We start from the raw sequence: 23,805 nt of genomic DNA on the forward strand, positions 1-23,805 counted from the left end.
TTTGTGCGACAAGATGGGATGAAGAATGCGATTTCTAAGACGAAGCCTGACGGGTGTTTTTCTGATGTCCATGACGCTGGTGCTTTTGGCATGGGCGGGAAATACTGTGCGCACTGCGGTCGAGGCGCGGCTGGGTCAGGAACCGCGCAGCTTTCCACAGCGGGAACGTGAATTCAGCGTCAATGTCCTGACGCTGACACCGCAGACCATCGTGCCGGAACTGACGGTCTATGGCGAATTGCGCAGCCAGCGTATGCTGGATCTGCGGTCAGCCACCGGCGGTATCGTCAGGGATGCCTCCGCTGCGCTGGTCGAAGGCGGTGCTGTGAGCGCGGGCCAGTTTTTGCTGCGGATCGATCCTGTCGAGGCAGAGGCCGCATTGGCGCGCATCCGTGCCGATGTGCAGGATGCGCAGGCCGAGTTGCGCGATGCCGAACGGGCGCTGGTGCTGGGGCAGGACGAATTGGCCGCCGCGCGCGCGCAGGCCGCCTTGCGCGATCAGGCACTGGCGCGCGCCGATGATTTACAGGCGCGCGGTGTCGGGACCACGGCAGCGGTCGAGGATGCCGAATTGGCCGCATCAAGCGCGGCGGCGTCCGTGTTGACGCGCCGTCAGTCCATTGCCAGTGCCGAGGCGCGGATTGATCAAGCCACGACCCGTCTTGCGCGTGTGCAGATCGATCTGGCCGAGGCCGAACGCAACCTTGCCGAAACCGAGATCAGTGCCGCCTTTGATGGCACCCTGTCTGACGTCACGATCAGCCCGGGGGGGCGGGTCACGGCCAATGAATTGTTCGCACGGCTGGTGGACCCGACCGCGCTCGAGGTTGCGTTTCGGGTCTCAACCTCGCAATATGCGCGGCTGTTGGATCCGGCAGGCAATCTGACCGATGCGCCTGTGACAGTGGCACTGGATGCGTCAGGCGTGAACCTGACCGCCCTTGGCCGGATCACCCGCGAAGGTGCCAGTGTCGGCACCGGCCAGACTGGCCGACAGCTGTTTGCGCAGATCGACAGCGCACCAGGCTTTCGCCCCGGCGATTTCGTTACCGTGCGCATTGCCGAACCTGCGCTGGATAACGTGGCGCTGTTGCCTGCCACCGCGGTTGGATCGGATCAGATGCTCCTGACCGTCGATGAGGGTGACCGGCTACAACCCGTGCCTGTCGACGTGCTGCGCCGGCAGGGGGATGATGTGATCATCGCCGCTGCAGGGCTTGCGGGGCTGACCGTGGTGATGGAACGTTCGCCCTTGCTGGGGGCGGGGATCAAGGTCCGCCCGATCCGCCCCGGCGTGCTGGCAGAGCAAGCCGTGCCACAGATGATCAGTCTGGATGCGGACCGGCGCGCGCGGCTGATCGCCTATGTGTCCGAAGGGCGGATGCCTGATGACGTCAAGGCGCGGATCATTGCGCAGTTGGAACAGGACCAAGTATCGTCCGAAACCGTGGAACGGCTGGAAAGCCGGATGGGCAGCTGATGGCAACGGGTGGTGACAGGCTGACGGCGGGCGCTGGCGGTATCTTGTCCTATTTCACGCGGCACCGGACGGCGGCGAACCTGCTGTTGGTGTTGATGCTGGCGGCAGGTGTGTTGGCGGTTCCCAATATGCGCGCGCAGTTCTTTCCCGATGTAGTCGTGGACAACATCACCGTCAGTGTCGGCTGGTCCGGTGCCGGGGCAGAGGATGTGGACGCCGCTATCGTGCAGGTGCTTGAACCTGTGCTGCTGGCGGTCGAAGGGGTGGCGTCGTCATCGTCGCGGTCAACCGAAGGCAGCGCACGGATCACGCTTGAATTTGAACCCGGCTATGACATCGACCGCGCCGCCGAGGATGTGCAGCTGGCCGTGGATAGCGCCAGCAACCTGCCCGACGATGCCGATGACCCCAACGTGCGGCGCGGCGGCTGGTCTGACCGTGTCACCGATGTGGTGATTTCCGGGCCGGTCGGTGTGGACCAGCTCGGGCGTTTCGCCGATGAATTCGCCACACGGCTGTTTGCCGAAGGTGTCACCCGCGTATCGGTGCAAGGTGTCGCGGCCCCGTCTATCCTGGTCGAGGTGCCGTCGCTGTCGCTGATCGAACATGACATCGGCATGGCCGATATTGCCCAGCGGATCGCCGAAGAAACCGCCGCATCCCCCGCCGGTGATGTTTCTGCCAATGCACGCCTGCGCACTGGTGCCGAACGCCGCAGCGCCGAGGACATCGGCGCCATCGCGCTGCGCGCCAATCCTGACGGATCGTTCCTGACCATCGCCGATGTCGCCATCCTGCGCGTCGAAGGTATCGACCGCGACCGCGCCTATTTCGTTGGCAGCGATCCTGCGATCAATGTCGTCGTGCAAAGGTCCGCCAGCGGCGACGCCATCGGCTTGCAGCGCAGCGTCGAACAGGTCGCCGCCGAGATGGAGGCGTCATTGCCCGCAGGTGTGACGATCCGGCTGACCAACGCACGCGCTGAACAGATCACGGGCCGTCTGAATATCCTTTTGACCAACGGGGCGACCGGTCTGGCCTTGGTTGTCGCGCTGCTGTTTTTGTTCCTGAATGCGCGCACGGCGTTTTGGGTGGCGGCGGGTATTCCGGTGGCGATGCTGGCGGCGGTGGCGCTGATGTGGGCGGCGGGGATCACGTTCAACATGATCTCGCTATTCGCGCTGATCATCACGCTGGGCATTGTGGTGGATGATGCGATTGTCGTGGGCGAACACGCCGATTTCCGCGTCAGGCACTTAAAGGAATCCCCCGTTGTCGCCGCCGAAAACGCCGCGCGGCGTATGTTCAGCCCGGTCTTTTCCGCCAGCGTGACCACGATCGTCGCGTTTTTCGGGCTGGTCGCGATTGGCGGGCGGTTCGGTGACCTGATCGCCGATATCCCCTTTACCGTGATCGTGGTGCTGATCGCGAGCCTGGTCGAATGTTTCCTGATCCTGCCAAACCATTTGTCCCATGCCATCGCCCATTCCGCCAAGGATCATTGGTATGACAGACCGTCGAAAGCCGTCAATCGCGGCTTTGACTGGTTCCGTTTCACCTTGTTCCGGCCCTTCATGGCGTGGGTGATCACGGCGCGCTATCCGGTTCTGGCGCTGGCGCTGGTGGCGCTTGCTTCCTCGGCGGCACTGGTGATCCGCGGCGATGTGGCTTGGCGGTTCTTCAACGCGCCCGAACAAAGCCAGGTCACCGGCAATTTCGCCATGCTGCCAGGGGCCACCCGCGACGATACGCTGGCGATGATGCGCGAGATGCAGCGCGCAACCGAGGCGCTGGGTGCTGAATACGAGGCCGAACACGGCATCAACCCCGTGCTGATCGCCATCGCAGAAATCGGCGGCAATTCCGGCAGGCCGATTGCAGGGTCCGAAACCAAGACTGCCGATCAACTGGGCGCGATCACCATCGAATTGATCGATGCCGACAGCCGCCCCTATGGCAGCAATGCCTTTGTTTCTGCCTTGCAAGAGGCGATCGTCCAGCACCCGATGGCCGAAACCGTCAGTTTCCGCAGCTGGGGGTCGGGGCCAAGTGCGGATGGTCTGGATATCCAGCTGTTCGGTGCGGATAGCGACACGCTCAAGGCGGCCGCCGAGGCGCTGAAAACCGAACTTTTGCAATTTGGCGAGATTTCCGCGCTCGAGGATTCGCTGGCCTACGACAAAGAAGAGCTGTTGCTGCAACTGACCCCGCAGGGTCAAGCGTTGGGGTTGAGCATCGAGGCTTTGGGTCGCGTGCTGCGCAATACGCTGGGCGGGATCGAGGCTGCGACCTTCCCCGATGGTAACCGGTCCGCTGCGATCCGCGTGCAATTGCCCGATGCCGAACTGACCGCGGATTTTCTGGACCGCACGCAGGTGCGCACGGGCGACGGCGTCTATGTGGCGCTTGCCGATGTCGTCACCACCCAAAGCCGCACCGGTTTTTCCACCGTGCGCCGTGAAAACGGTATCCAGCTGATTTCTGTCACAGGCGAGCTTGACGCGGATGACGCGGCCCGCGCGACCGAGATCGAGCAGATCATCACCGGTGACATCCTGCCCCGCCTGCAATCAGATTTCGGAATTGAAACGCAATTGTCAGGGCAAAACGAACAGGAAAACAGGTTCCTTGCGGATGCGCAGGTCGGTTTGGTGCTGGTGCTGTTGGGCATCTACCTGACGCTGGCGTGGATATTTAGCAGCTGGACACGGCCATTGGTGGTGATGTCGATCATCCCCTTCGCGCTGGTTGGCACGATTTACGGGCATTATTTCTGGGGTATCCCGATGAGCCTGTTCACCGTGGTGGGCCTGATCGGGATGGTGGGAATCATCATCAACGACAGTATCGTTCTGGTCACGACGGTGGATGAATATGCGCAGGACCGTGGGCTGGTGCCTGCGATCATTGATGGTACGGTGGACCGGCTGCGCGCCGTACTGCTGACCACGCTGACCACGGTGCTGGGTCTTGCGCCGTTGCTTTACGAAGGATCGACGCAGGCCGAATTCCTCAAGCCGACGGTGGTTACTTTGGTGTTCGGATTGGCATTCGGGATGCTCTTGGTGCTGCTGGTTGTACCGTCGATCATGGCGATGCAGGCCGATATCGCGCGGCAGGTGCAATCGGCCAAGCGTGCGTTGCGGGGGCGGAGCTGGGCGATGCTGCTGCCTGCGGCAGTCGGGGCTGTCACGGCGGCGCTGCTGTTTGCGGTGCTGGTGCTGCCCTTGGTGCTGACCGGCGCGCCGTGGGTGCCTGTGGTGGCGGCGCTGCCGTTTTTGGCGGGCGGATTTGCACCTGCGCTGGGGCTGTTCTTGCTGGTTCTGGTTGCGGTGTTGTTGGCGATCTATGGGATCGCATCGGTGCGGTTTGTCGCGCGGCGGATGCGGGCCTAATCCGCAGCACAGCCTGTGATATCGACGGCCTGACCGTCGCCCAGCACGGTGATCCGCACGGTCGAGCGATCCAACGCAAATGGCTGGCCGGACAGATGGACCATATCAACGACGGCGCTCAACGTGTTGCCAACGCGGCTGATGCTGGGTTCCGACACCCAGACCTGTGGATCGCCAACCTCGATCACCACGATCTCTTGCGCTGCCTTGGAAGCCATGGTGATCTGCGCAGTCATCTGCAACCCGTCGCTGATCGGGTCCAGTGTGCAGGTCACGGCACTGACCTGCGCTTCGGCTTTGGTCAGGGGGCGGTCCTGCAATGCAGCCATGATCGCCGGATCAGACACGCCACCAGGTGGCAGCAAGGCCGCGAAATCAAGCGTGACGGGAATGCAGATTTCGTCGCAGACACCGATTTCGATCTGCCCTGCCATGCTGACGACCGCCCCATCCTGCGGCACCGTCAGGCGCAGCGGAAAGATCACGCTGTCTTCATACCCGATCGAGCGGATACCGAAATCTTCGTAAACGTCAGGCACCGGAAAATGCGGCTGCACCGCTGTGATATCGCCGTCCGAAAAGGCAAAGCTGGGCGGGATGCCAGTGTCGCCCGGAGCGCGCCAATAGGTTTTCCACCCTTCGGCCAGATCAATGCGCAGCGCCGTGACATGGGTGCCATCTGCATCGCGCCAGCCCGGCAGAATGGTGACAGATGCGAGGTCTTCGACCGATTGGCCAAAGCCGGTCGCAGGCAGGCCACACAGGGCGAGAGGGATCAGCAGGAACTTGCGCATGCCCTGTATCTGGGTGATTTCTACTGACATGAAAAGTCACGTTTGGGCGAGTGTCTGACATGATGTGACTTGCACGAAACACCGCTCGCCCGCATTCTGGCTTTATGGAGCAAAACATCACACAACTGGCCGGAAAGCTGCTGATCGCCATGCCCGATATGGCCGACCCGCGCTTTGCCAAAAGCGTGATCTATCTGTGCGCCCATTCGGACCAAGGCGGCATGGGCCTGATCGTCAACAAACCGCAGATACAGATTCGGTTCACCGAACTTCTGGACCAGATGCAATTGCCGCATGGCGCCGATACGCCGGATATCCGGGTCCATACCGGTGGTCCTGTCGAAACGGGGCGCGGTTTCGTGCTGCATTCGACCGATTACACATCCGGTCTGGGCACGCTGGAGCCGGGTGGCGGAATAGGCATGACCGCAACGCTGGACGTGCTCGAAGACATTGCCGCCGGGCGCGGCCCCGCGCAGGCGCTGCTGGCGCTGGGCTATGCGGGCTGGGGGCCGGGGCAGCTGGAACAGGAAATCCGGCAGAATGGCTGGCTGACCTGCGATCCGCGCGATGACATCATCTTTGGCCGCGCCAATGACCATAAATGGTCTGGCGCGCTGAAACTGCTGGGAATCGATCCGCTTTTGTTGTCTGCAACGGCGGGTCACGCCTAGCCCGCATCATCCAGCAGCGCGGTGATAATGGCCAAAGCACTTTCGCTCGACCAATCCGCCTCGCCCTGCATGCGGGCGATTTCCATACCCTCGGGGTTCAGGATCAGCGTCACAGGCAGGCCCAGCACGCCCATGCTGCGCGCGAACCGCTGGCGGGCATCGGTATGCAGCGGCAGGTTATCGACGCCGATCTCATCGAAAAAGCGTTGCATCGCGGGCAGGGGGTTGGGGCCGACGGCCACGGTCACTACCTCGAAATCATCCCCGCCAAGCGCGGTTTGCAGCGCCGACAGATGCGGCATTTCGATCCGGCAGGGCGCGCACCATGTCGCCCAGAAGTTCAGCACGACATAACGCCCCTGCAGATCGGCCAGCACCATTTCGCTGCCGTCCTCATGGGTAAAGGGCGCGTCAGATGCCGCGACAGGCGCGGCATGAAACACCAGCTTGCGCATATCGCCGGTGCGCAGGTCAGCAATATCGGCAGGTTGGGCCGCGCCAAGGTTTGCAACACCCAGCAGGGCCGTATAAAGCAGGGCTGACATCAATTGACGCATGGGCGCATTCCTTCATGACCAAAAACGCAAACACGATGTGGGGCGGACGCTTTGCCGCCGGACCGGACGCGATCATGGAGGCGATCAACGCCTCAATCGGGTTCGACCGCCGTCTGGCACCCCAAGACATCGCCGGTTCGCGTGCCCATGCCGCCATGTTGGCCGCCTGTGGCATTATCTCAGATACAGATGCAGAGGCGATCGGGAAAGGCCTTCTCACCGTATTGTCAGAGATTGAAACGGGGGATTTTCCGTTCTCGACCGCGCTCGAAGATATTCACATGAACGTGGAATCCCGTCTGCGCGAATTGATCGGCGAACCGGCAGGAAGGTTGCACACCGCAAGGTCGCGCAATGATCAGGTGGCGGTGGATTTCCGGCTTTGGGTGCGCGATCAATGCGATCAGGTCGATGTGGCACTGGAAGCTTTGCAGCTGTCCTTGCTGGGTCAGGCAGAGGCGGGCGCCGATTGGGTCATGCCCGGTTTCACCCATCTGCAAACCGCGCAGCCGGTGACATGGGGCCATCACATGCTGGCCTATGTCGAAATGCTGGCGCGCGACCGTGGCCGTTTCGCCGATGCACGCAAGCGCATGAACCTGTCGCCATTGGGCGCCGCGGCGCTGGCGGGCACATCCTTTCCCATCAACCGGCATATGACGGCCGAAGCTTTGGGGTTCGACGGCCCGATGGCCAATTCGCTGGATGCCGTCAGCGACCGCGATTTCGCGCTGGAATTTCTGGCCGCCGCCAGCATCTGTGCCATGCATCTCAGCCGTCTGGCCGAAGAACTGGTGATCTGGTCTTCTGCGCAATTCCGCTTTGTGAAGATGTCGGACAAATGGTCCACCGGGTCATCCATCATGCCGCAGAAACGCAACCCCGACGCAGCCGAGTTGATCCGCGCCAAGATCGGGCGGATTTTCGGGGCCAATGTCGCGCTGATGACAGTGATGAAAGGTCTGCCGCTGACCTATTCCAAGGATATGCAGGAAGACAAGGAACAGACATTCGACGCCGCCGACAGCCTGATGCTGGCGCTGGCCGCGATGGCCGGCATGGTGGCCGACATGACCGCCAACCGCGATGTGCTCAAATCTGCCGCCAGCAGCGGGTTTTCCACGGCCACCGATCTGGCCGACTGGCTGGTGCGCGAACTGGGTCTGCCTTTCCGTGAAGCGCATCACGTCACCGGATCGTTGGTCGCATTGGCCGAATCCAAAGGCTGCGACCTGCCTGACCTGACCCTTGCGGATATGCAAAGCGTCCATGCAGGCATCAGGCCGGACGTGTTCGACGTCTTGGGGGTTGAAAATTCAGTAGCGTCGCGCACAAGCTATGGTGGCACGGCCCCTGCACAGGTCCGCGCACGGATCGCGGGCTGGAAAGAGGTTCTGACATGACACGCCTTGCCCTGATTGGGGCCTTTGTCGCTTTGGCTGCTTGCGGCGCCGATGGCCCGCCGATGACCCCCAATGCCAATGTCGGCCTGAGCCTTGGCACCGGTGGGCTGTCCACCAGTGCCAGCGTCGGCGCCAGCAACGGGATGTTTTCCGTCGGGTTGGGTTTGTAGGATGCGCTATTTCTGGCTGGTACTGGCAGTTTGGGGTGCGATCCACCCGATGTATTACTTCGTCTCGTGGTTCAACGCGAATACATGGGACATTATGGCAATGGTGGATGCATGGCATGCCAATGCCGCAAGCAGCGGTCTGGTCTGGGATCTGACCATCGCTGCTGTGACACTGACGGTCTGGGTGGTCTACGAGTCCTGGTCCAACCGCAACTTTTGGGGTCTGCTGGCGATCCCCGCGACCTTCATGATCGGGGTCAGCTGTGGGTTGCCGCTGTACCTTTATCTGCGCAGCCGCGTTGTTTACACGCCTGACAAACACATGGTGCGTAACTATTGATTTGTTTTGCGGGCTTGGTCTTTGCCGCGGCTCTGCTATGTCCCGACATGACGCTGGATAAGGGCCGCAAGGCATGGATCATTTTCTCTATCGCAACGGAGCGCTATACGCCGAGGATGTCGCCATCGCCGACATCGCCGCCGCTGTTGGCACGCCGTTTTATGTCTATTCCACCGCGACCCTGACGCGGCATTTCCAGCTGTTCGACGAGGCGCTGGGCTTTGCTGATCATCTGGTCTGTTTCGCGATGAAATCTTTGTCCAATATTGCTGTGCTGCGCGTGTTGGCGCAGGCGGGGGCGGGGATGGATGTGGTGTCAGGCGGTGAATACCTGCGCGCCAAGGCCGCTGGCGTGCCGGGCGACAGAATCGTGTTTTCCGGCGTGGGCAAGACAGCGGATGAAATGCGCATGGCCCTGCAAGGCGGCATCCGCCAGTTCAACGTCGAAAGCGAACCCGAGATGGTGGCGTTGGACGCGGTGGCGCGGTCGCTGGGCAAGATCGCCCCGATCACCCTGCGCATCAACCCTGATGTCGATGCAAAGACCCATGCGAAAATCGCCACCGGCAAATCCGAAAACAAATTCGGGATTCCGATTTCGCGTGCGCGCGAAGTCTATGCGCTGGCCGCCACCCTGAAGGGGCTGAAGGTTGTCGGTATCGACGTGCATATCGGGTCGCAACTGACCGAACTGGCCCCGTTCGAGGCGGCCTATGCCAAGGTCGCGGAACTGACCGAGGTTCTGCGTGCCGACGGGCATCAGATCACCCGCCTTGATCTGGGTGGCGGTCTGGGCATTCCCTATGAACGCTCCAACGCGGCACCGCCGCTGCCGTCCGATTACGGCGCGATGATCGAACGGACCTTGGGCCATCTGGGTTGCGAGATCGAGATTGAACCGGGTCGGCTGATTTCGGGCAATGCGGGGCTGATGGTGTCGCAGGTCATTTATGTCAAATCCGGCGAGGATCGCGATTTCCTGATCCTTGACGGCGCGATGAACGACCTGATCCGCCCTGCGATGTATGACGCATGGCATGACATCATCCCCGTCGTCGAACCCGCCCCCGGTACCGAACCGGCGCGTTACGATATCGTGGGTCCCGTTTGCGAAAGCGGCGACACCTTTGCCAAGGCCCGCGAAGTTGCGCCGATGCAACCCGGCGATCTTGTCGCATTCCGGTCGGCGGGGGCTTATGGTGCTGTCATGGCATCGGAATACAATTCTCGCCCCCTGATCCCCGAAGTGCTGGTTCACGGCGATCAATTTGCAGTTATCCGCAAGCGTCCTAGCTATGAAGAGATGATCGCACGCGATAGCCTGCCAGAATGGCTGGACTGAGCCACCAAAAGCGGAGAGTACGCTGACACAAATCCCCGACCAGATGCGCCACCTGCGCCTGCCTGTCCGCCTGACGCGGATCGGGATGGCGGCGGAAAATGCGGTGCGCTGTTTCTGGCCGGTCTGGACCATCGGGTTTGTGTGTCTCGCGCCATTGATGATGGGCTGGCAGGATTTGCTGCCGAGCGGGCCTGTCTGGGCCTTTGCTGGCGCCGGTAGCGTGGCGTTTCTTGCCGCGCTGCTGTGGGGCTTGCGCCGTTTCCGGATGCCGACAATGGCCGCGGCGCTGGCCCGCGTCGATGCGGCCATGCCCGGCCGTCCGATTGCGGCTGTGGCGGATGTGCAGGCCATCGGGGCATCCGATCCGGCATCCATCGCTGTCTGGCAGGCGCATGTCGCGCGCATGGCCGAACGCACGAAATCCGCCCGTGCGGTCGAACCGGACCTGCGGGTCGCAGATCGTGACCCTTATGGTCTGCGGTTCATCGCGGTTTTGTTCTTTGTCACCGCGCTGTTGTTCGGGTCGTTTCTGCGGGTCGCATCCGTGGGGGATATGGTCACGGGTCCGTCTGCGGCGATGGCCTCAGGCCCGGTCTGGGAAGGCTGGGTCGAACCGCCGGCCTACACGGGCCGTCCGTCATTATACCTCAATGACATCCCCGCAGGGCCGCTGCGCGTGCCTGCGGGCAGCAAGGTCACGTTGCGGGTCTATGGTGATGATGGCGGGTTGAGCCTGATCGAAGACGTCTCTGGCCGTGGGGAACAGGCGACAGCTCTTGCCGATGGCCAGCAGCAATTCGACATCGTCTATTCTGGCACCTTGGCGCTGGATGGTGAAAACGGGCGGCGCTGGCAGGTGACGGCGATGGCGGATGAGCCACCTTTCGTGACGCTGACCGACCCGATCACGGCTGACGCGATGGGCGAGATGTCACAACCGTTCCGCGCCACTGATGATTATGGCATCGAAAGCGGCACCGCGACGATCACGCTGGATCTGGTGGCGGTGGACCGCGCCTATGGGCTGACGGTGGACCCTGATCCGATCGACCCGCTTGTTCTGGACCTGCCGATGCCGTTCACCGGCGATCGGTCGGTATTCGATGCTTTCCTTGTCGAAAACCTGAGCGAGCATCCCTTGGCCAATCTGCCGGTCACGCTGCAGCTGGCGGTGACGGATGCGGCAGGCCAGACCACAACGACCGCGCCGGAACCCCTGATCCTGCCGGGGCGGCGGTTCTTTCAGCCCTTCGCGCGCGCCGTTATCGAACAGCGCCGTGACCTGATGTGGTCGCGGGGCAATGCGCGGCGCGTGGGGCAGATCCTGCGCGCGCTGTCACACCGCCCCGAGGATATCTTGACCTCTGAAACCATGTATCTGCGTCTGCGCACGATCATCCGGCGCATGGACAATATCGCGCTTGTCGGCATGGACGATGCGGCACAGGCCGAGATTGTGACAGCCCTGTGGGATCTGGCGATCCAGTTGGAGGATGGCCGCCTTGCGGATGCCCGCGAACGACTGCGCCGCGCGCAGGAACGGCTGGAACAGGCGATGCGCAACGGCGCATCGGACGCCGAGATCGCGGAATTGATGCAGGAATTGCGTGAAGCGACGAATGATTACATGCGCATGCTGGCCGAACAGGCTGAACCGGGCGATGGCACCGATCAGGCCGACAACAGCGAAAACAGCATGGAAATGTCGATGAACGATCTGCAAGCCATGATGGACCGGATCGAAGAACTGATGCAGCAAGGCCGGATGGAAGAAGCACAGGCCCTGATGGAAGAGCTGAACCGCCTGATGGAAAACATGCGCGTCACGCAGGGCGAGGGGGGCGATGGCCCATCGACGCCCGGCCAGCAATCGATGCAGGATCTGGCCGAAACCCTGCGCGACCAGCAGGACCTGTCCGACGATGCGTTCCGCGAGCTTCAGGAAGGTTTCAATCAGGGCCAGCAAGGCGAACAGCCCGGACAACAGCCCGGACAACAGCCTGGACAGCAGCCAGGCGAGGGCGGCCAGCAGGATGGCCAGCAAGGCCAAGGTGGCCAACAGGGCGAAGGTGGGCAAGGGTCCGGCGGTAACCAGCAAAGCCTTGACCAGCGCCAGCAGGCGCTGCGGCAGGAATTGCAGCGCCAGCGCGATGGCTTGCCCAACCTGTCCGGCGATGCAGGCGAGGCGGCGCGCGATTCGCTCGACCGTGCCGAAGGTGCGATGGAAGGTGCCGAAGATGCTTTGCGCGGTGGTGATCTGTCCGGCGCAATCGACCAGCAGGCCGAGGCGCTGGATGCGCTGCGCAACGGGATGCGCGCCTTGGGGCAGGCCATGGCCGAAGACCAGTCCGGCGCACAAGGCGAACAGGGGCAGGCGGCGGGGCGAGCAGAGCCCGGTCAGCGCGACCCGCTGGGCCGTGACACCGGTACGACTGGCCAGATGGGCACCGATCAGAACCTTTTGGGCGGGCTGGATATCAACCGCCGCGCGGCAGAATTGCTTGATGAAATCCGCCGCCGGTCATCCGAACAGGACCGCCCCGAGGTAGAACGCGATTACCTGCGGCGGCTGCTGGGTCAGTTCTGATCCGGCTGGCTGTTGGGGCCTGCGGTGACGTCTGCGATCATGTCACCCACTGCGCCCGCCGTCTCGTTCAGCGTCAGGCGCCATCCATCAACCATAGTGACATAGCTTGCCATCGCACCTGTGGTCTGCGGGATGCTCGTCGTGATTTGATCTGCAAAGACATAAGGCCCAAAAAGAACCGCAAAGATCACCAGCACAAAGACAAAGCCACGCCGAAATCCGCGCCGCGTGATGGCCTCGGCCTGTTCGGTGGGGGTCAGTTCAGGCTCTGGCGCTTGCGCGCGCGTGCGCAGGCTGGTGTTGATATCGTTCATGCTGGGCATGTCACGCGGGGTGGTATCGGGGTCTTTGGATGGGTCCGGGGCGATGGCGCTTGGCCGTTCAGGTGCGGGACTGGCCGCTGTCACACGGCTGGCTTTGACAGGTTTGGGTGCAGGCGCTGTGCTGCCATCACCCGCAGCTTCGGTCATCTCGGCAATCCGGCGACGGGTTTCTTCGGCATCGGGGGCTGGTTTGGGCGTTTTATCTTCTTGGGTCTGGCGCGGCGTCTTGGTGCCTGATGTGCGCAATTGCTTTTCGCGGGCCGCCTCTTGGCGCAGGATATCGCTGACCGCAGGATCAATGGGTTTGCGCGCCTGCTGTGCCGCAGGTGCGACTGTCGGCGCAGGCGCCGATGTCTTTTCAATATGGAACCAGCTGTGATTGCAGTTCGAACATTGCACGTCGCGCCCGCCTTCGGGGATCACGTCATCAGCAACATCATATTTCGCGCCGCAGCTAGGACAACTCAAACGCATTCTACTCTATCCTCTGATCCGGCCGCTTCGGTTTGGTGTTGTGACCCGCGTCAATCTAGCGATGAGGCCACCAAACGCAAGGATTTGCGCAAGACCCATCGTGGTGATCATTGAACCTTGGCATGGTTTTGGGCAATACATCGACGGCAGGCAAAGGACAGATCGTGATAGAACTCGACAACGTATCGTATGGATATGGCAGAACGGCGCTGTTTTCAGGGCTGTCGCTAAAACTTGTGCCGGGGTCGTTTCATTTTCTGACAGGCCCGTCGGGTGCGGGGAAAACCACGCTGTTGCGGCTGTGCTATGCCGATCTGCGCGCAAATAGCGGCAAAGTCCGGCTGTTCGGGCAGGATGCCGGCAATCTGACGCGCGACGAGGTGGCGATGGTCCGCCGCCGGATCGGGGTTGTGCATCAGGATTGCCAATTCCTTGATCATCTGTCGATTGCAGAAAATATTGCTCTGCCGCTGACCGTCGCCGACCGGATCGCAGAAGCGCAGAACAATCTGGCCGAATTGCTGGCCTGGGTCAGCCTTGGGCCGCAAGCCGGGCAGCGCCCGCCGGAATTGTCGGGCGGCGAAAGGCAGCGCGCCGCACTGGCGCGTGCGGTCATCATGTCGCCTGACGTGGTGATTGCCGATGAACCCACCGGCAACGTGGATTGGGAGATGTCGCAGCGGCTGCTGTCGCTGCTGATCGAGCTGAACCGGATGGGCAAGACGATCCTGATTGCCACCCATGATCTGGCGATGATCCGGTCGGTCAAGGCCGATGTCAACGCACGCGTGTTGCGTCTGACGGGCGGGCAGTTGATGCAGGCGGGGGCAGATTTGTGAAAACGATCCTTGCTTTCATCATCGGTGATCCGCTGGCCGATGGGGCCGTGCCGTCAACTGGCGTTTCCGCGCGGCTGACGGTCTTTGTCGCGGGGGCGATGGCGTTTCTGGCGGTCTTTGCGCTGGCTCTATCGCTGACAGCCGGAAGGCTGGCCGACAGCTGGGCCGACGATCTGGCGCAATCCGCGACCCTGCGCTTGCCCGCCGATCTGGACCAGACGAACGCGGCATTGCGCGCTGCCGTCAACGTCTTGCAGACAACGACCGGCGTCGCCTCGGCCCGCGTGCTGGATGCGGATGAACAGCGCACCTTGTTGGCCCCGTGGTTCGGGCCGGATATTCCGGTGGAATCCTTGCCGTTGCCACAATTGATCGAGATTTTGCCCGATGACACCGGCTATGACGTTGCCGGCCTGCGCGCGCGCCTGCAGGCTGAGGTGCCGGGTGCTGTGCTGGATGATCACGGCGCGTGGCGCGAACCCTTGCTTGCGGCCGCACAGCGGCTGCGCCTGCTGGGGTGGAGCGTGCTGGCGCTGATCGGGGCGGTGATGGCGGCGATGATCACGCTGGCGGCCTATGCTGCGCTGGCCGCCAATGCGCAGATCATCCGCGTGTTGCGGCTGGTCGGTGCGCGGGACGATTATATCGCGCGGGCCTTTGTGCGCCGGTTCACGCTGCGGGCGGGGTTGGGGGCGGCTGTCGGGACAGGGCTTGCGCTCTTGGTCTTGCAATCCATGCCAGTGGCTGACGTGGTCAGTGGTACAATCACGCATTTCGGTTTCATCGGGCTGGACTGGATTTGGCCGCTGGCGATTCCGGTCTTGTCGGCTATCGTCGCCTTTGCGGCGACCCGTATGGCCGCGTCGCGCCGGTTGAAGGATCAGACATGAGTTACGCAATCCAATGGCTGCGGTCGTTGCTGTTCAATGCGCAGATGTATGTGGCGATGCTGGTCGTTGGCATCCTGTATCTGCCTGCCGCGGTCTGGTCGCGCGAAGGTGCGATTGCCGGCTGCCATGCTTATTGCCGCTGGGTCCGCTGGACAGCGGGCTGGATGATCGGGCTGAAGGTCGAAATCCGAGGCACCCCCCCGACGGATGAGGTGATGGTCGCCCCCAAGCATCAGTCGTTTCTGGATGTGCTGATGATCTATGGTGCGATGCCGCGCGGCAAATTTATCTTTAAGGCGATCCTGAAGTATGCGCCTGTGATTGGCCAGTTCGGCCTGCGGATTGGCTGCATCCCCGTTGATCGTGGCAAGCGCGGGCAGGCGATCAAACAGATGCTTGCTGATGTGCAGGCAGGCCGCGCACTGCCCGGCCAGCTGATCATCTATCCCCAAGGCACGCGCATCGCGCCCGGGGTCAAGGCGCCCTACAAGATCGGGACAGGGGCGCTTTACCGTGAACTGGGTCAGCCCGTCGTGCCGGTCGCGACCAATGTCGGTGTGTTCTGGCCCAAGCGCGGTGTGTATCGCCATCAAGGCACGGCGGTGTTCGAATTCCTGCCCCGGATCGCACCGGGGCTGGAAATTGCGGATTTCATGCGCAGGCTGGAAACTGCGGTTGAAACCGCATCCGACAAGCTGGCTGCCGAGGCGAGATTTCCGCTGCGCGGCCTTTAGGCCGCCAGCCCCTTGCTGCCAAGGGCGAGGTATTTGTCGCGGCGGTCCTTGCGCAGCTTGTCACCGGATTTGCCGCCCAATTCGGCCAGCATGGATTTCAGCGCCTCGCCCACGGCGTTCACGGCAAAGTCAGGATCACGATGCGCGCCGCCCTTGGGCTCGGCGATGATTTTGTCGCAGATGCCCAGCTCTTGCAGGTCCTTGGCCGTCAGGCGCAGGGCTTCGGCGGCTTCGCGCATCTTTTCGGAATCTTTCCACAGGATCGAGGCGCAGCCTTCGGGGCTGATCACCGAATAGACCGAATGTTCCAGCATCGCGACACGGTTGGCCGAAGCAAAGGCGACAGCCCCGCCTGACCCGCCTTCGCCGATGATCACGCTGATCAACGGCACCTTCAGCGCCAAACATTTTTCCGTGGATCGGGCAATCGCTTCGGACTGGCCACGTTCTTCGGCACCTTTGCCGGGATAGGCGCCGGGGGTGTCCACCAGCGTGATGACCGGCAGGCCGAACCGGTCGGCCAGATCCATCAGGCGGATCGCCTTGCGATAACCTTCGGGGCGGGCCATGCCGAAATTGCGCGCGATGCGCGATTTGGTGTCATTACCCTTTTCATGGCCGATGACCATTACAGGCATGTCGTTGAACCGCGCCATGCCACCCATGACGGAATGGTCGTCGGCGAAATTCCGGTCGCCTGCCAGTGGCGTGAATTCGGTGAACAAAGCCGCGATATAATCAATGCAATGCGGCCGTTCGGGATGGCGCGCCACCTGGCATTTGCGCCAGGGCGCAAGGTTGGCGTACAGCGAGGTCAGTAATTCGCCCGCTTTCTTGTCCAGCGCTGCCGCCTCTTTCGCGACATCCATTTCGGGATTGTCCCGCGCCATGGCGCGCAGTTCTTCGGCCTTGCCTTCAATCTCGGCGAGCGGTTTTTCAAAGTCGAGGTAAAGGGTCATTAGATCGCGCGCCTCATTACTGAAAGTCACGGTGTTATGGCGCAACCCTGATGCGTTGGCAACGGCACGGGCGCATTACGCGCCGCTGATCATCTCTGATTGGCGCACGACCACCTCGGCTTGCTTGATCGAGGCGATGTCCACAAGGCGACCCTTGTACACGGTCGCGCCTTCGCCACGGGCCTTGGCCTGCTCCATCGCGGCCAGAATCTCGCGCGCCTCGGACACGGCGGCATCGGAGGGGGTGAATACCTCGTTGGCAAGGGCGATCTGCTTGGGGTGGATCGCCCATTTGCCGACCATACCCAATGTGGCCGACCGGCGCGCCTGCGCGCGATAGCCTTCGTCATCACTGAAATCGCCAAACGGACCATCGACGGGCAACACGCCATGCGTCCGGCAGGCCGCAACAATCGCCGTCTGCGCCCAATGCCAGGGGTCGGCATAGTGCCGTGTGTCGCCATGCAGCATGTAGTAATTTTCTTGCGTCCCGCCAATGCCGGTGGTCTGCATCCCCATCGAGGCCGCGAAATCCGCAGCGCCCAGCGACATGGCCGCCATGCGCGGCGAAGACGCAGCGATTTCCTCCACATGGGCGATACCGGCGGCCGATTCGATGATGACCTCGAAACTGATCGGCTTGGTGCGGCCCTTGGCGCGTTCAATCGCGGTGACCAGCGCATCCACGGCATAGACATCTGCCGCACAGCCGACCTTGGGGATCATGATCTGGTCCAGCCTGTCGCCCGCCTGTTCCAGCACATCCACGACATCGCGGTACCAATAGGGTGTGTCCAGCCCGTTGATCCGCACGGACAGCGTCTTGCTGCCCCAATCCACCGTATTGATCGCCTCGATCACATTGGCCCGCGCGCTGTCCTTGTCGGAAGGTGCCACACTATCTTCCAGATCAAGGTTGATCACATCCGCCGCAGAGGCCGCCATTTTTGCAAAAAGCTTGGTGTTCGAACCGGGTCCAAACAACTGGCACCGGTTCGGACGGGCGGGCGGGGCGGGTTGCAGACGGAATGACATGGCGATCCTTTGGGTAGCAAAATTGCGCAACGGGTTTCCCGTTGGGTATTATATTGCGCTGCGGGTCACAAGAGGCGTTTGCAACCGCAGCATTGCGGTTGCACGCCTGTCATCGGTTCGGGTTCAAACCCCTGCGGTCACAATCGCCTGCGCCAGTACCGGCACGCTGTGCGCATTCAGGCCTGCGACATTGAACCGGCTGTCACCCACCATGTAGATCCCATGCGCTGCGCGCATCGCGGCGACTTGATCGGGCGTCGCGCCCAACCGGCTGAACATCCCGCGATGATGGGCAAGGAAATCGAAACGGTCGGTATTGGTCAGGCGTTTCAATTCATCGGCCAATTGCTGACGCAGCCCCAGCATGGACAGGCGTGTTTCTTCCAGTTCCGCCTCCCACTCTGCACGCAGGGCGGGGTCGGTCAGGATCGTGGTGACGACCCGCGCGCCGTGATCGGGCGGAAAGGAATAGTTCTGCCGGTTCAGAAAATTCAGGTTCTGTTGCGCGAGCGCCTGCTGGTCGGCGTCCTTGGCAATCGCCATCAGCGCGCCGGTGCGTTCACGGTAGATGCCGAAGTTCTTAGAACAACTGGCGGCAATCAGGCAATTGTCGAAACCGGCTGCGATCTGGCGGGTGATCTGCGCATCCGCCTCCAGCCCGTCGCCAAAGCCCTGATAGGCGATATCGACGAACGGCACAGCACCACGGTCCTGCATCAAGGCGATGACCTGCGCCATCTGCTCTGCCGTCAGGTTTGCCCCCGTCGGATTGTGGCAGCAGCCGTGCAGCAGCACCACATCGCCTGCCTTGAGCGCGCCCAGATCAGCCATCAGCCCATCGAAATCCACACCGCGCGTGGTGTTGTCGAAATAGCGGTATTCGGCCATTTTCATGCCAAGATACTTGATGATCGACGGATGGTTCGGCCATGTCGGGTTCGACAGCCAGACGGTGGCATCGGGCGATGCCATGCGGATAAGCTCCAGCGCCTGCCGGATCGCACCTGTGCCGCCGGGGGTTGCGACACAGGCCACGCGGTCTGCCGCGATACTGTCGCCCAACACCAGATCGCGGATCGCCGCGCCAAAGGCGGGATCACCGGCCAGCCCGGTATAGGCCTTGGTCGTCTGATCCGCCAAAATCCGGCGCTCAGCCTCTTTGACCGCGCGCATCACCGGCGTATTGCCGGTTGCGTCCTTGTAAACGCCGACGCCAAGGTCGATTTTATCGGTGCGCGGATCGGCGCGGTATTCGGCCATCAGCATGAGGATCTTGTCGGCGGGTTGCGGGTGCAGATTGTGCAGCATCAGGCGGCTCCGGTTGCAAGTGGAAGATCGGCATACATGCCCCATTCGGACCAAGAGCCATCGTAAAGTGCGTGATCGGTCTTGCCGATCCGTTCAAGGGCCAGCGACAGCACAGCCGCCGTGACCCCCGACCCGCAGGTCGTGATCGCGGGCTTGCTCAGATCGACGCCAGCATCGGTGAAAACGGCGCGCAGGGCGGCAGGCGGTTTCATCGTGCCATCGCCATCCAGCAAGTCCTGATAAAACACGTTGCGCGATCCCGGAATATGGCCCGAGCGCAACCCCGCGCGGGGTTCAGGCACTTCGCCACGAAACCGTGCCGGAGCGCGGGCATCGATGATCGCGTGATCACCCAGCTTTGCCGCGCGCGCGACATCGGTCACATCGCGCAGCATCTGCGCGCGCCGCTGCACGGTCATGTGGCGGTCGCGGATGACAGGCGGGGCGGTGGTGACAGTCTTGCCCTCGGCCAGCCATTTGGGCAGGCCACCATCCAGCACCGCGACAGCATCATGGCCCATCAGCCGGAACAGCCACCAGACGCGTGCGGCCGAAAACAGCCCCGCCCCGTCATAGACCACGACCTGATGACCATCGCCCACACCCATCGCGCGCATCCGCGACATGAATTTCTCGACTGGGGGTGCCATATGCGGCAGTTCCGAGCGTAGATCGCTGATCTCGTCGATATCAAAGAACCGCGCACCGGGGATATGGCCGACCTCATATTCCGCCAGCCCGGACCGGCCCGCATCGGGCAGATACCAGCTCGCATCCAGAAGCCGCAGGTCGGGGTCTTTCAGATGCGCGGCCAGCCAGTCAGTGCTGACAAGCGTTTTGGGATCATCTGGCACCATGTTGGTCATCGCATTGCCCTTTGGTCAATTACCCCGTCACTATCGCGCAGGGGATATGGAAACAAGGCACCAGATATCGCGTGACAGACAGCAGCTTCTTTTTTCCAAAAATACTCCGGGGTGAGGGCCGGTCAGGCCCGAGGGGCAGCGCCCCTTACTCCCCCTGCCGCAAAAGCCGCTGTTTCTGACGGCCCCAGTCGCGGGCGGCTTCGGTCGCGCGTTTGTCGTGGTTCTTTTTGCCCTTGGCGGTGGCGATCTTCAGCTTCACCAACCCGCGATCGTTGAAATACAACACCAGCGGCACCAGCGTCATGCCTTCGCGCTTGGTGGCGTTCCACAGGCGGGACAATTCCTTGCGGCTGACCAAAAGCTTGCGCTTGCGGCGTTCCTCGTGGCTGAACATCGCGCGCTCATAGGGCGCGATATAGGCATTGGTCAGCCACAATTCACCATCATCGACAGAGGCATAGCTGTCGGCGATATTCGACTGACCGACGCGCAAGGATTTCACCTCGGACCCGGTCAGGATGATCCCGACTTCGATATCATCCTCGATGGCAAAATCATAGCGCGCGCGCCGGTTCTCGGCGACGACCTTGTAATTCGTCTTTTCGGTCTTTTTGGACATCTGCCCCAGATAGGCGCTTGGCCTCAGCTCAGCAAGCCCGCATGCACCATCGCAGCGCGCATCTTGGCCTTGGTGGCATCTGTCAGCGCGGTCAGCGGGCTGCGGACATCCTCGCTGCAAAGCCCCAAAAGCGACATGCCGTATTTGGCCCCTGCAACCCCCGGTTCGGTAAAGATCGCCTCGTGCAGCGGCATCAGGCGGTCCAGCTGCGTCAGAGCCTTGGCATAATCGCCTGCCAATGTGCTTTGCTGAAACGCGGCACAAAGTGCTGGTGCGACATTGGCGGTGACCGAAATGCAGCCCACCCCGCCATGCGCGTTGAAACCAAGGGCCGTCGCATCTTCGCCCGACAATTGCATGAAATCAGCCCCGCAGCGCAGCCGCTGCTTGGGCACGCGGGCCAGATCGCCGGTCGCATCCTTGACCCCGATGATCATCGGGTGGCGCGCCAACTCGCCCATCGTGTCGGGCATCATATCCACGGCGGACCGGCCTGGAATATTGTAGATGATTACCGGCAGGCCACAATCGGCAGCAGCGGTGAAATGGGCGATCAATCCGGCTTGCGTCGGTTTGTTGTAATAGGGGGTGACGACAAGCGCGGCATCGGCACCGGCTTTTTGGGCGGCCTGCACCAGACGCACGGTTTCGATCGTATTATTCGATCCGGCACCGGCGATCACGGGGATACGGCCTGCGGCCTCTTGCACGACGATTTGCACGACCATGTCATGTTCTTCATGGGTCAGCGTCGGGCTTTCGCCGGTGGTGCCGACAGGGACCAACCCGTGGCTGCCCTGCTCCACATGCCAGTTCACCAATTTTTTCAGCGTCGCGACATCCACCTGACCGTTTGCAAACGGTGTGACCAGCGCGGGAATGGAACCCTTGAACATGCGACGTTTCCTTGTGTGCGGGACGATTCCCGTCTTGGCGAAATCGCGCGGACCCTAGACGCCTTTGCGCCTGTTGCCAAGTTTGTCAGTTGCCTTGGCGCTTGGCTGCTTTACCCTGCCAAAAAACAAACAAGAGCGGTGATCCTGATGCGTCTTTTGGCAGTCTGCCTTTTATCGTTCGTCGCGGCCATGCCGGCTGTGGCGCAGCCTGTGGACCAGCGCGCCGTTGCCGCCGTGGCGCTGGCGGGTGATGATTGGAACGCAGCCTATCTGCTGGCGGCAGACACCGATCCGGTGGCGCGCGATGTGCTGACATGGCTGCGCTTGCGCGCGGGTGACGCCAATTTCGCGGATTACCTTGCCTTTGTCGCAGACCACCCCGGCTGGCCGGGCCTGTCCCAGCTGCGCCGCGCTGCCGAGGCGGTGATCCCCGCGGACGCCGACCCGCAGAAAGTCATCGCGTGGTTCGACGCGGCACCCCCCGCGACCGGCGCGGGTGTTGTCCGGCTGGTCGCGGCCCTGACTGCCACAGGTCAGGTCGAGGCGGCCGAAACCGCCTTGCGCACCGCATGGCTGACGCTGGGGCTGGACGAAGACGGCCATGCCGTGATGATGGCCAGCTTTGCGGACAGGCTTGCCCCTCATCACGCCGCCCGCGCGGATGCGCTGCTGTGGCGCGGGCGCACCAGCGATGCCGCGCGCCTGCTGCCGGTGCTGCCCGCAGATCAGCGCGCTCTGACCGCCGCGCGCATCGGCTATGCCACCGGCACCGAAAACATGCTGCCGTTGTTCACTGCCGTGCCAGCGGCGCTGCGCGACACCCCCGGCCTGCATTATGCCCGCTACAGCTGGTTGGCGGCGCGTGGTGACTGGACCGAGGCAACCGATGTGCTGCGCGCGCAATCGACCAGCCCTGCCGCCTTGCAGGAACCCTTCCGCTGGTCGGGCTACCGGCAGGTGCTGGCGCGCTGGCACATGCGCGAAGGGCGCGCCGAACTGGCTTATGCGTTGGCCGCCAATCATTTCCTGACCGAAGGCGAGGCTTTTGCCGATCTTGAATGGCTGGCGGGCTATATCGCGCTGATCTATCAGGGCGATCCGGTGCAGGCGCTGATGCATTTCGACAAGGCAGCGGCGCGTGTATCCGGCCCGATTTCGGTGGCGCGGATGCATTATTGGATCGGACGTGCGCAGGATGTGAAGGGCAATACAGACCTTGCCGCGGCCGCCTATGCGCGCGCGGCGGACCACCAGACGACGTTCTATGGCCTCTTGGCCTCGGAAAGGACAGGCCAGCCGCTGGATGCAGCCTTGGTCGGGGCGGATGTCGCATGGCAGGGGGCTGCCGTGTTCGACGATGACCTGACCCGCGCCGCGCTGATCTTGCTCGAAGGGGGCGAACGCGGGGCTGCGGTGACCTTTTTCGCAGCCTTGGGTGAACGGCTGGAGCCTGACGCCCTGCGCGCGCTGGGGGCGTATCTGTCGTCTATCGGCGAGGATTATTATACCCTTCTGCTGGGCAAGACCGCCGCGACGCGTGGCATTGTCTTACCTGAAATCTATTACCCCGTGCATGATCTGGCGCAGATGGATTTGCCTGTTGATCCCGCCCTTGCCCTGTCGATCGCGCGGCGCGAAAGCGAATTCAACACCGGTATCGCCAGCCCCGTGGGTGCGCTGGGCCTGATGCAGGTCATGCCCGCCACGGCGCAGGAGGTCGCAGGCTGGCTGAACCTGCCTTATTCCCGCGCGCGGCTGACCAGCGACTGGCCGTATAATGCGACCTTGGGGGCGGCCTATTTGGCCTATCTGCAGGATGAATTCGGCCCCAGCCCCGTGATGATCGCCGCAGGCTATAACGCAGGCCCCAGCCGCCCGCGCGCATGGATACGCGAACGCGGTGATCCGCGCCTGCGGCAGATGGATGTGGTGGACTGGATCGAACATATCCCCTTTGTCGAGACCCGCAATTACGTCCAACGCGTCACCGAAAGCCTGCCGGTCTATCAGGCGCGGCTGACCGGGCAGGCGGGGCCTGTGCGGTTCACGGCGCTGCTGATCGGGCAGAAACCGGTGTTGCGGCCGGTGGCGCGGCCGGTGCGGGATTAAGAACTTTTATG

At 62.4% G+C, this 23,805-nt stretch carries 21 protein-coding genes; 12 read left to right on the plus strand and 9 right to left on the minus strand.

The window, feature by feature from the left end:
- Positions 1 to 25: 25 nt before the first annotated feature.
- Together SKA53_RS13875 and SKA53_RS13880 are read left to right on the plus strand one after the other, a co-directional pair.
- Entirely contained in the window at positions 26 to 1,480 is a 1,455-nt protein-coding gene (locus tag SKA53_RS13875) for an efflux RND transporter periplasmic adaptor subunit (RefSeq protein ID WP_040483008.1), read from the plus strand.
- Positions 1,480 to 4,875 (plus strand): efflux RND transporter permease subunit, encoded by a 3,396-nt coding sequence (locus tag SKA53_RS13880; RefSeq protein ID WP_007206802.1) that lies wholly within the window; start codon positions 1,480 to 1,482, stop codon positions 4,873 to 4,875. Before SKA53_RS13875 ends, SKA53_RS13880 begins: the two co-directional genes overlap by 1 nt.
- Here the strand turns inward: SKA53_RS13880 and SKA53_RS13885 are convergent.
- Positions 4,872 to 5,699 (minus strand): protein-disulfide reductase DsbD domain-containing protein, encoded by an 828-nt coding sequence (locus SKA53_RS13885; RefSeq protein ID WP_242601274.1) that lies wholly within the window; start codon positions 5,697 to 5,699, stop codon positions 4,872 to 4,874. The two genes, SKA53_RS13880 and SKA53_RS13885, sit on opposite strands and share 4 nt — an antisense overlap.
- A 74-nt stretch (positions 5,700 to 5,773) precedes the next feature.
- On the opposite strand from SKA53_RS13885, the gene SKA53_RS13890 reads away from it, so the two are divergent.
- Entirely contained in the window at positions 5,774 to 6,343 is a 570-nt protein-coding gene (locus tag SKA53_RS13890) for a YqgE/AlgH family protein (RefSeq protein WP_007206804.1), read from the plus strand.
- Here SKA53_RS13890 and SKA53_RS13895 read toward each other — a convergent pair.
- Positions 6,340 to 6,900 carry a TlpA family protein disulfide reductase gene (locus SKA53_RS13895; protein ID WP_007206805.1) on the minus strand — a complete coding sequence of 187 codons (561 nt, stop codon included), beginning with the start codon at positions 6,898 to 6,900 and terminating at the stop codon, positions 6,340 to 6,342. The two genes, SKA53_RS13890 and SKA53_RS13895, sit on opposite strands and share 4 nt — an antisense overlap.
- A 14-nt stretch (positions 6,901 to 6,914) precedes the next feature.
- Between SKA53_RS13895 and argH the strand changes: the two genes are divergently transcribed.
- From argH to SKA53_RS13915, 5 genes are all read left to right on the plus strand, one after another.
- Positions 6,915 to 8,303, plus strand: coding sequence for an argininosuccinate lyase (gene argH, locus SKA53_RS13900; RefSeq protein WP_007206806.1), 1,389 nt, complete (start codon positions 6,915 to 6,917; stop codon positions 8,301 to 8,303).
- The gene (locus tag SKA53_RS15615) at positions 8,300 to 8,473 is read left to right on the plus strand and encodes a hypothetical protein (RefSeq protein WP_007206807.1); all 174 of its coding nucleotides are present in this window, start codon (positions 8,300 to 8,302) and stop codon (positions 8,471 to 8,473) included. Before argH ends, SKA53_RS15615 begins: the two co-directional genes overlap by 4 nt.
- 1 nt (position 8,474) lies before the next feature.
- The gene (locus SKA53_RS13905) at positions 8,475 to 8,813 is read left to right on the plus strand and encodes a DUF2834 domain-containing protein (RefSeq protein WP_007206808.1); all 339 of its coding nucleotides are present in this window, start codon (positions 8,475 to 8,477) and stop codon (positions 8,811 to 8,813) included.
- A 73-nt stretch (positions 8,814 to 8,886) separates the two neighbouring features.
- Positions 8,887 to 10,155: a diaminopimelate decarboxylase gene (gene lysA, locus SKA53_RS13910; protein ID WP_007206809.1), complete on the plus strand. Its 1,269-nt coding sequence runs from the start codon at positions 8,887 to 8,889 to the stop codon at positions 10,153 to 10,155.
- A 43-nt stretch (positions 10,156 to 10,198) separates the two neighbouring features.
- Positions 10,199 to 12,742 (plus strand): TIGR02302 family protein, encoded by a 2,544-nt coding sequence (locus tag SKA53_RS13915; RefSeq protein WP_007206810.1) that lies wholly within the window; start codon positions 10,199 to 10,201, stop codon positions 12,740 to 12,742.
- Here the strand turns inward: SKA53_RS13915 and SKA53_RS13920 are convergent.
- Positions 12,733 to 13,539, minus strand: coding sequence for a zinc-ribbon domain-containing protein (locus SKA53_RS13920; RefSeq protein ID WP_081440141.1), 807 nt, complete (start codon positions 13,537 to 13,539; stop codon positions 12,733 to 12,735). The genes SKA53_RS13915 and SKA53_RS13920 overlap by 10 nt on opposite strands.
- A gap of 164 nt (positions 13,540 to 13,703) precedes the next feature.
- On the opposite strand from SKA53_RS13920, the gene SKA53_RS13925 reads away from it, so the two are divergent.
- From SKA53_RS13925 to SKA53_RS13935, 3 genes are read left to right on the plus strand one after another with little or no spacing between them, the layout of a single operon-like run.
- A complete protein-coding gene (locus tag SKA53_RS13925) occupies positions 13,704 to 14,378 on the plus strand; it encodes a cell division ATP-binding protein FtsE (protein WP_040483325.1) in 675 nt (224 codons plus the stop codon).
- Positions 14,375 to 15,268 carry a cell division protein FtsX gene (locus tag SKA53_RS13930; protein ID WP_007206813.1) on the plus strand — a complete coding sequence of 298 codons (894 nt, stop codon included), beginning with the start codon at positions 14,375 to 14,377 and terminating at the stop codon, positions 15,266 to 15,268. The genes SKA53_RS13925 and SKA53_RS13930 overlap by 4 nt, the downstream gene beginning before the upstream one ends.
- Positions 15,265 to 16,002: a lysophospholipid acyltransferase family protein gene (locus SKA53_RS13935; RefSeq protein ID WP_007206814.1), complete on the plus strand. Its 738-nt coding sequence runs from the start codon at positions 15,265 to 15,267 to the stop codon at positions 16,000 to 16,002. The genes SKA53_RS13930 and SKA53_RS13935 overlap by 4 nt, the downstream gene beginning before the upstream one ends.
- On the opposite strand, the gene SKA53_RS13940 is transcribed toward SKA53_RS13935, so the two are convergent.
- From SKA53_RS13940 to dapA, 6 genes are all read right to left on the minus strand, one after another.
- The gene (locus tag SKA53_RS13940; RefSeq protein WP_007206815.1) at positions 15,999 to 16,961 is read right to left on the minus strand and encodes an acetyl-CoA carboxylase carboxyltransferase subunit alpha; all 963 of its coding nucleotides are present in this window, start codon (positions 16,959 to 16,961) and stop codon (positions 15,999 to 16,001) included. The genes SKA53_RS13935 and SKA53_RS13940 overlap by 4 nt on opposite strands.
- Positions 16,962 to 17,036: 75 nt before the next feature.
- Positions 17,037 to 17,996 carry an L-malyl-CoA/beta-methylmalyl-CoA lyase gene (locus SKA53_RS13945; RefSeq protein WP_007206816.1) on the minus strand — a complete coding sequence of 320 codons (960 nt, stop codon included), beginning with the start codon at positions 17,994 to 17,996 and terminating at the stop codon, positions 17,037 to 17,039.
- 123 nt (positions 17,997 to 18,119) lie between these two features.
- A complete protein-coding gene (locus tag SKA53_RS13950; RefSeq protein ID WP_007206817.1) occupies positions 18,120 to 19,304 on the minus strand; it encodes an aromatic amino acid transaminase in 1,185 nt (394 codons plus the stop codon).
- The gene (gene sseA / locus SKA53_RS13955) at positions 19,304 to 20,170 is read right to left on the minus strand and encodes a 3-mercaptopyruvate sulfurtransferase (protein WP_007206818.1); all 867 of its coding nucleotides are present in this window, start codon (positions 20,168 to 20,170) and stop codon (positions 19,304 to 19,306) included. The genes SKA53_RS13950 and sseA overlap by 1 nt, the downstream gene beginning before the upstream one ends.
- Positions 20,171 to 20,315: 145 nt before the next feature.
- Entirely contained in the window at positions 20,316 to 20,789 is a 474-nt protein-coding gene (smpB, locus tag SKA53_RS13960) for an SsrA-binding protein SmpB (RefSeq protein WP_007206819.1), read from the minus strand.
- Positions 20,790 to 20,812: 23 nt separating this feature from the next.
- Positions 20,813 to 21,685, minus strand: a complete 873-nt coding sequence (gene dapA / locus SKA53_RS13965; protein WP_007206820.1) for a 4-hydroxy-tetrahydrodipicolinate synthase — start codon at positions 21,683 to 21,685, stop codon at positions 20,813 to 20,815.
- A 147-nt stretch (positions 21,686 to 21,832) separates the two neighbouring features.
- On the opposite strand from dapA, the gene SKA53_RS13970 reads away from it, so the two are divergent.
- The gene (locus SKA53_RS13970) at positions 21,833 to 23,794 is read left to right on the plus strand and encodes a lytic transglycosylase domain-containing protein (protein WP_242601288.1); all 1,962 of its coding nucleotides are present in this window, start codon (positions 21,833 to 21,835) and stop codon (positions 23,792 to 23,794) included.
- Positions 23,795 to 23,805: the final 11 nt, after the last annotated feature.

The sequence above is a fragment of the Yoonia vestfoldensis SKA53 genome (assembly GCF_000152785.1).
Taxonomy (GTDB): Bacteria; Pseudomonadota; Alphaproteobacteria; order Rhodobacterales; family Rhodobacteraceae; genus Yoonia; species Yoonia vestfoldensis_A.

Excerpts from the sequence above, each read along its gene's own strand:
- sseA (WP_007206818.1), bottom strand. The coding sequence starts at position 20,170 with ATGACCAACATGGTGCCAGATGATCCCAAAACGCTTGTCAGCACTGAC.
- lysA (WP_007206809.1), top strand. The coding sequence starts at position 8,887 with ATGGATCATTTTCTCTATCGCAACGGAGCGCTATACGCCGAGGATGTC.
- SKA53_RS13885 (WP_242601274.1), bottom strand. The coding sequence starts at position 5,699 with ATGTCAGTAGAAATCACCCAGATACAGGGCATGCGCAAGTTCCTGCTG.
- SKA53_RS15615 (WP_007206807.1), top strand. The coding sequence starts at position 8,300 with ATGACACGCCTTGCCCTGATTGGGGCCTTTGTCGCTTTGGCTGCTTGC.
- SKA53_RS13915 (WP_007206810.1), top strand. The coding sequence starts at position 10,199 with ATGCGCCACCTGCGCCTGCCTGTCCGCCTGACGCGGATCGGGATGGCG.
- SKA53_RS13880 (WP_007206802.1), top strand. The coding sequence starts at position 1,480 with ATGGCAACGGGTGGTGACAGGCTGACGGCGGGCGCTGGCGGTATCTTG.
- SKA53_RS13895 (WP_007206805.1), bottom strand. The coding sequence starts at position 6,900 with ATGCGTCAATTGATGTCAGCCCTGCTTTATACGGCCCTGCTGGGTGTT.
- dapA (WP_007206820.1), bottom strand. The coding sequence starts at position 21,685 with ATGTTCAAGGGTTCCATTCCCGCGCTGGTCACACCGTTTGCAAACGGT.
- SKA53_RS13905 (WP_007206808.1), top strand. The coding sequence starts at position 8,475 with ATGCGCTATTTCTGGCTGGTACTGGCAGTTTGGGGTGCGATCCACCCG.
- SKA53_RS13875 (WP_040483008.1), top strand. The coding sequence starts at position 26 with ATGCGATTTCTAAGACGAAGCCTGACGGGTGTTTTTCTGATGTCCATG.
- SKA53_RS13940 (WP_007206815.1), bottom strand. The coding sequence starts at position 16,961 with ATGACCCTTTACCTCGACTTTGAAAAACCGCTCGCCGAGATTGAAGGC.
- SKA53_RS13935 (WP_007206814.1), top strand. The coding sequence starts at position 15,265 with ATGAGTTACGCAATCCAATGGCTGCGGTCGTTGCTGTTCAATGCGCAG.
- SKA53_RS13970 (WP_242601288.1), top strand. The coding sequence starts at position 21,833 with ATGCGTCTTTTGGCAGTCTGCCTTTTATCGTTCGTCGCGGCCATGCCG.
- SKA53_RS13920 (WP_081440141.1), bottom strand. The coding sequence starts at position 13,539 with ATGCGTTTGAGTTGTCCTAGCTGCGGCGCGAAATATGATGTTGCTGAT.
- SKA53_RS13950 (WP_007206817.1), bottom strand. The coding sequence starts at position 19,304 with ATGCTGCACAATCTGCACCCGCAACCCGCCGACAAGATCCTCATGCTG.
- smpB (WP_007206819.1), bottom strand. The coding sequence starts at position 20,789 with ATGTCCAAAAAGACCGAAAAGACGAATTACAAGGTCGTCGCCGAGAAC.
- SKA53_RS13890 (WP_007206804.1), top strand. The coding sequence starts at position 5,774 with ATGGAGCAAAACATCACACAACTGGCCGGAAAGCTGCTGATCGCCATG.
- argH (WP_007206806.1), top strand. The coding sequence starts at position 6,915 with ATGACCAAAAACGCAAACACGATGTGGGGCGGACGCTTTGCCGCCGGA.
- SKA53_RS13945 (WP_007206816.1), bottom strand. The coding sequence starts at position 17,996 with ATGTCATTCCGTCTGCAACCCGCCCCGCCCGCCCGTCCGAACCGGTGC.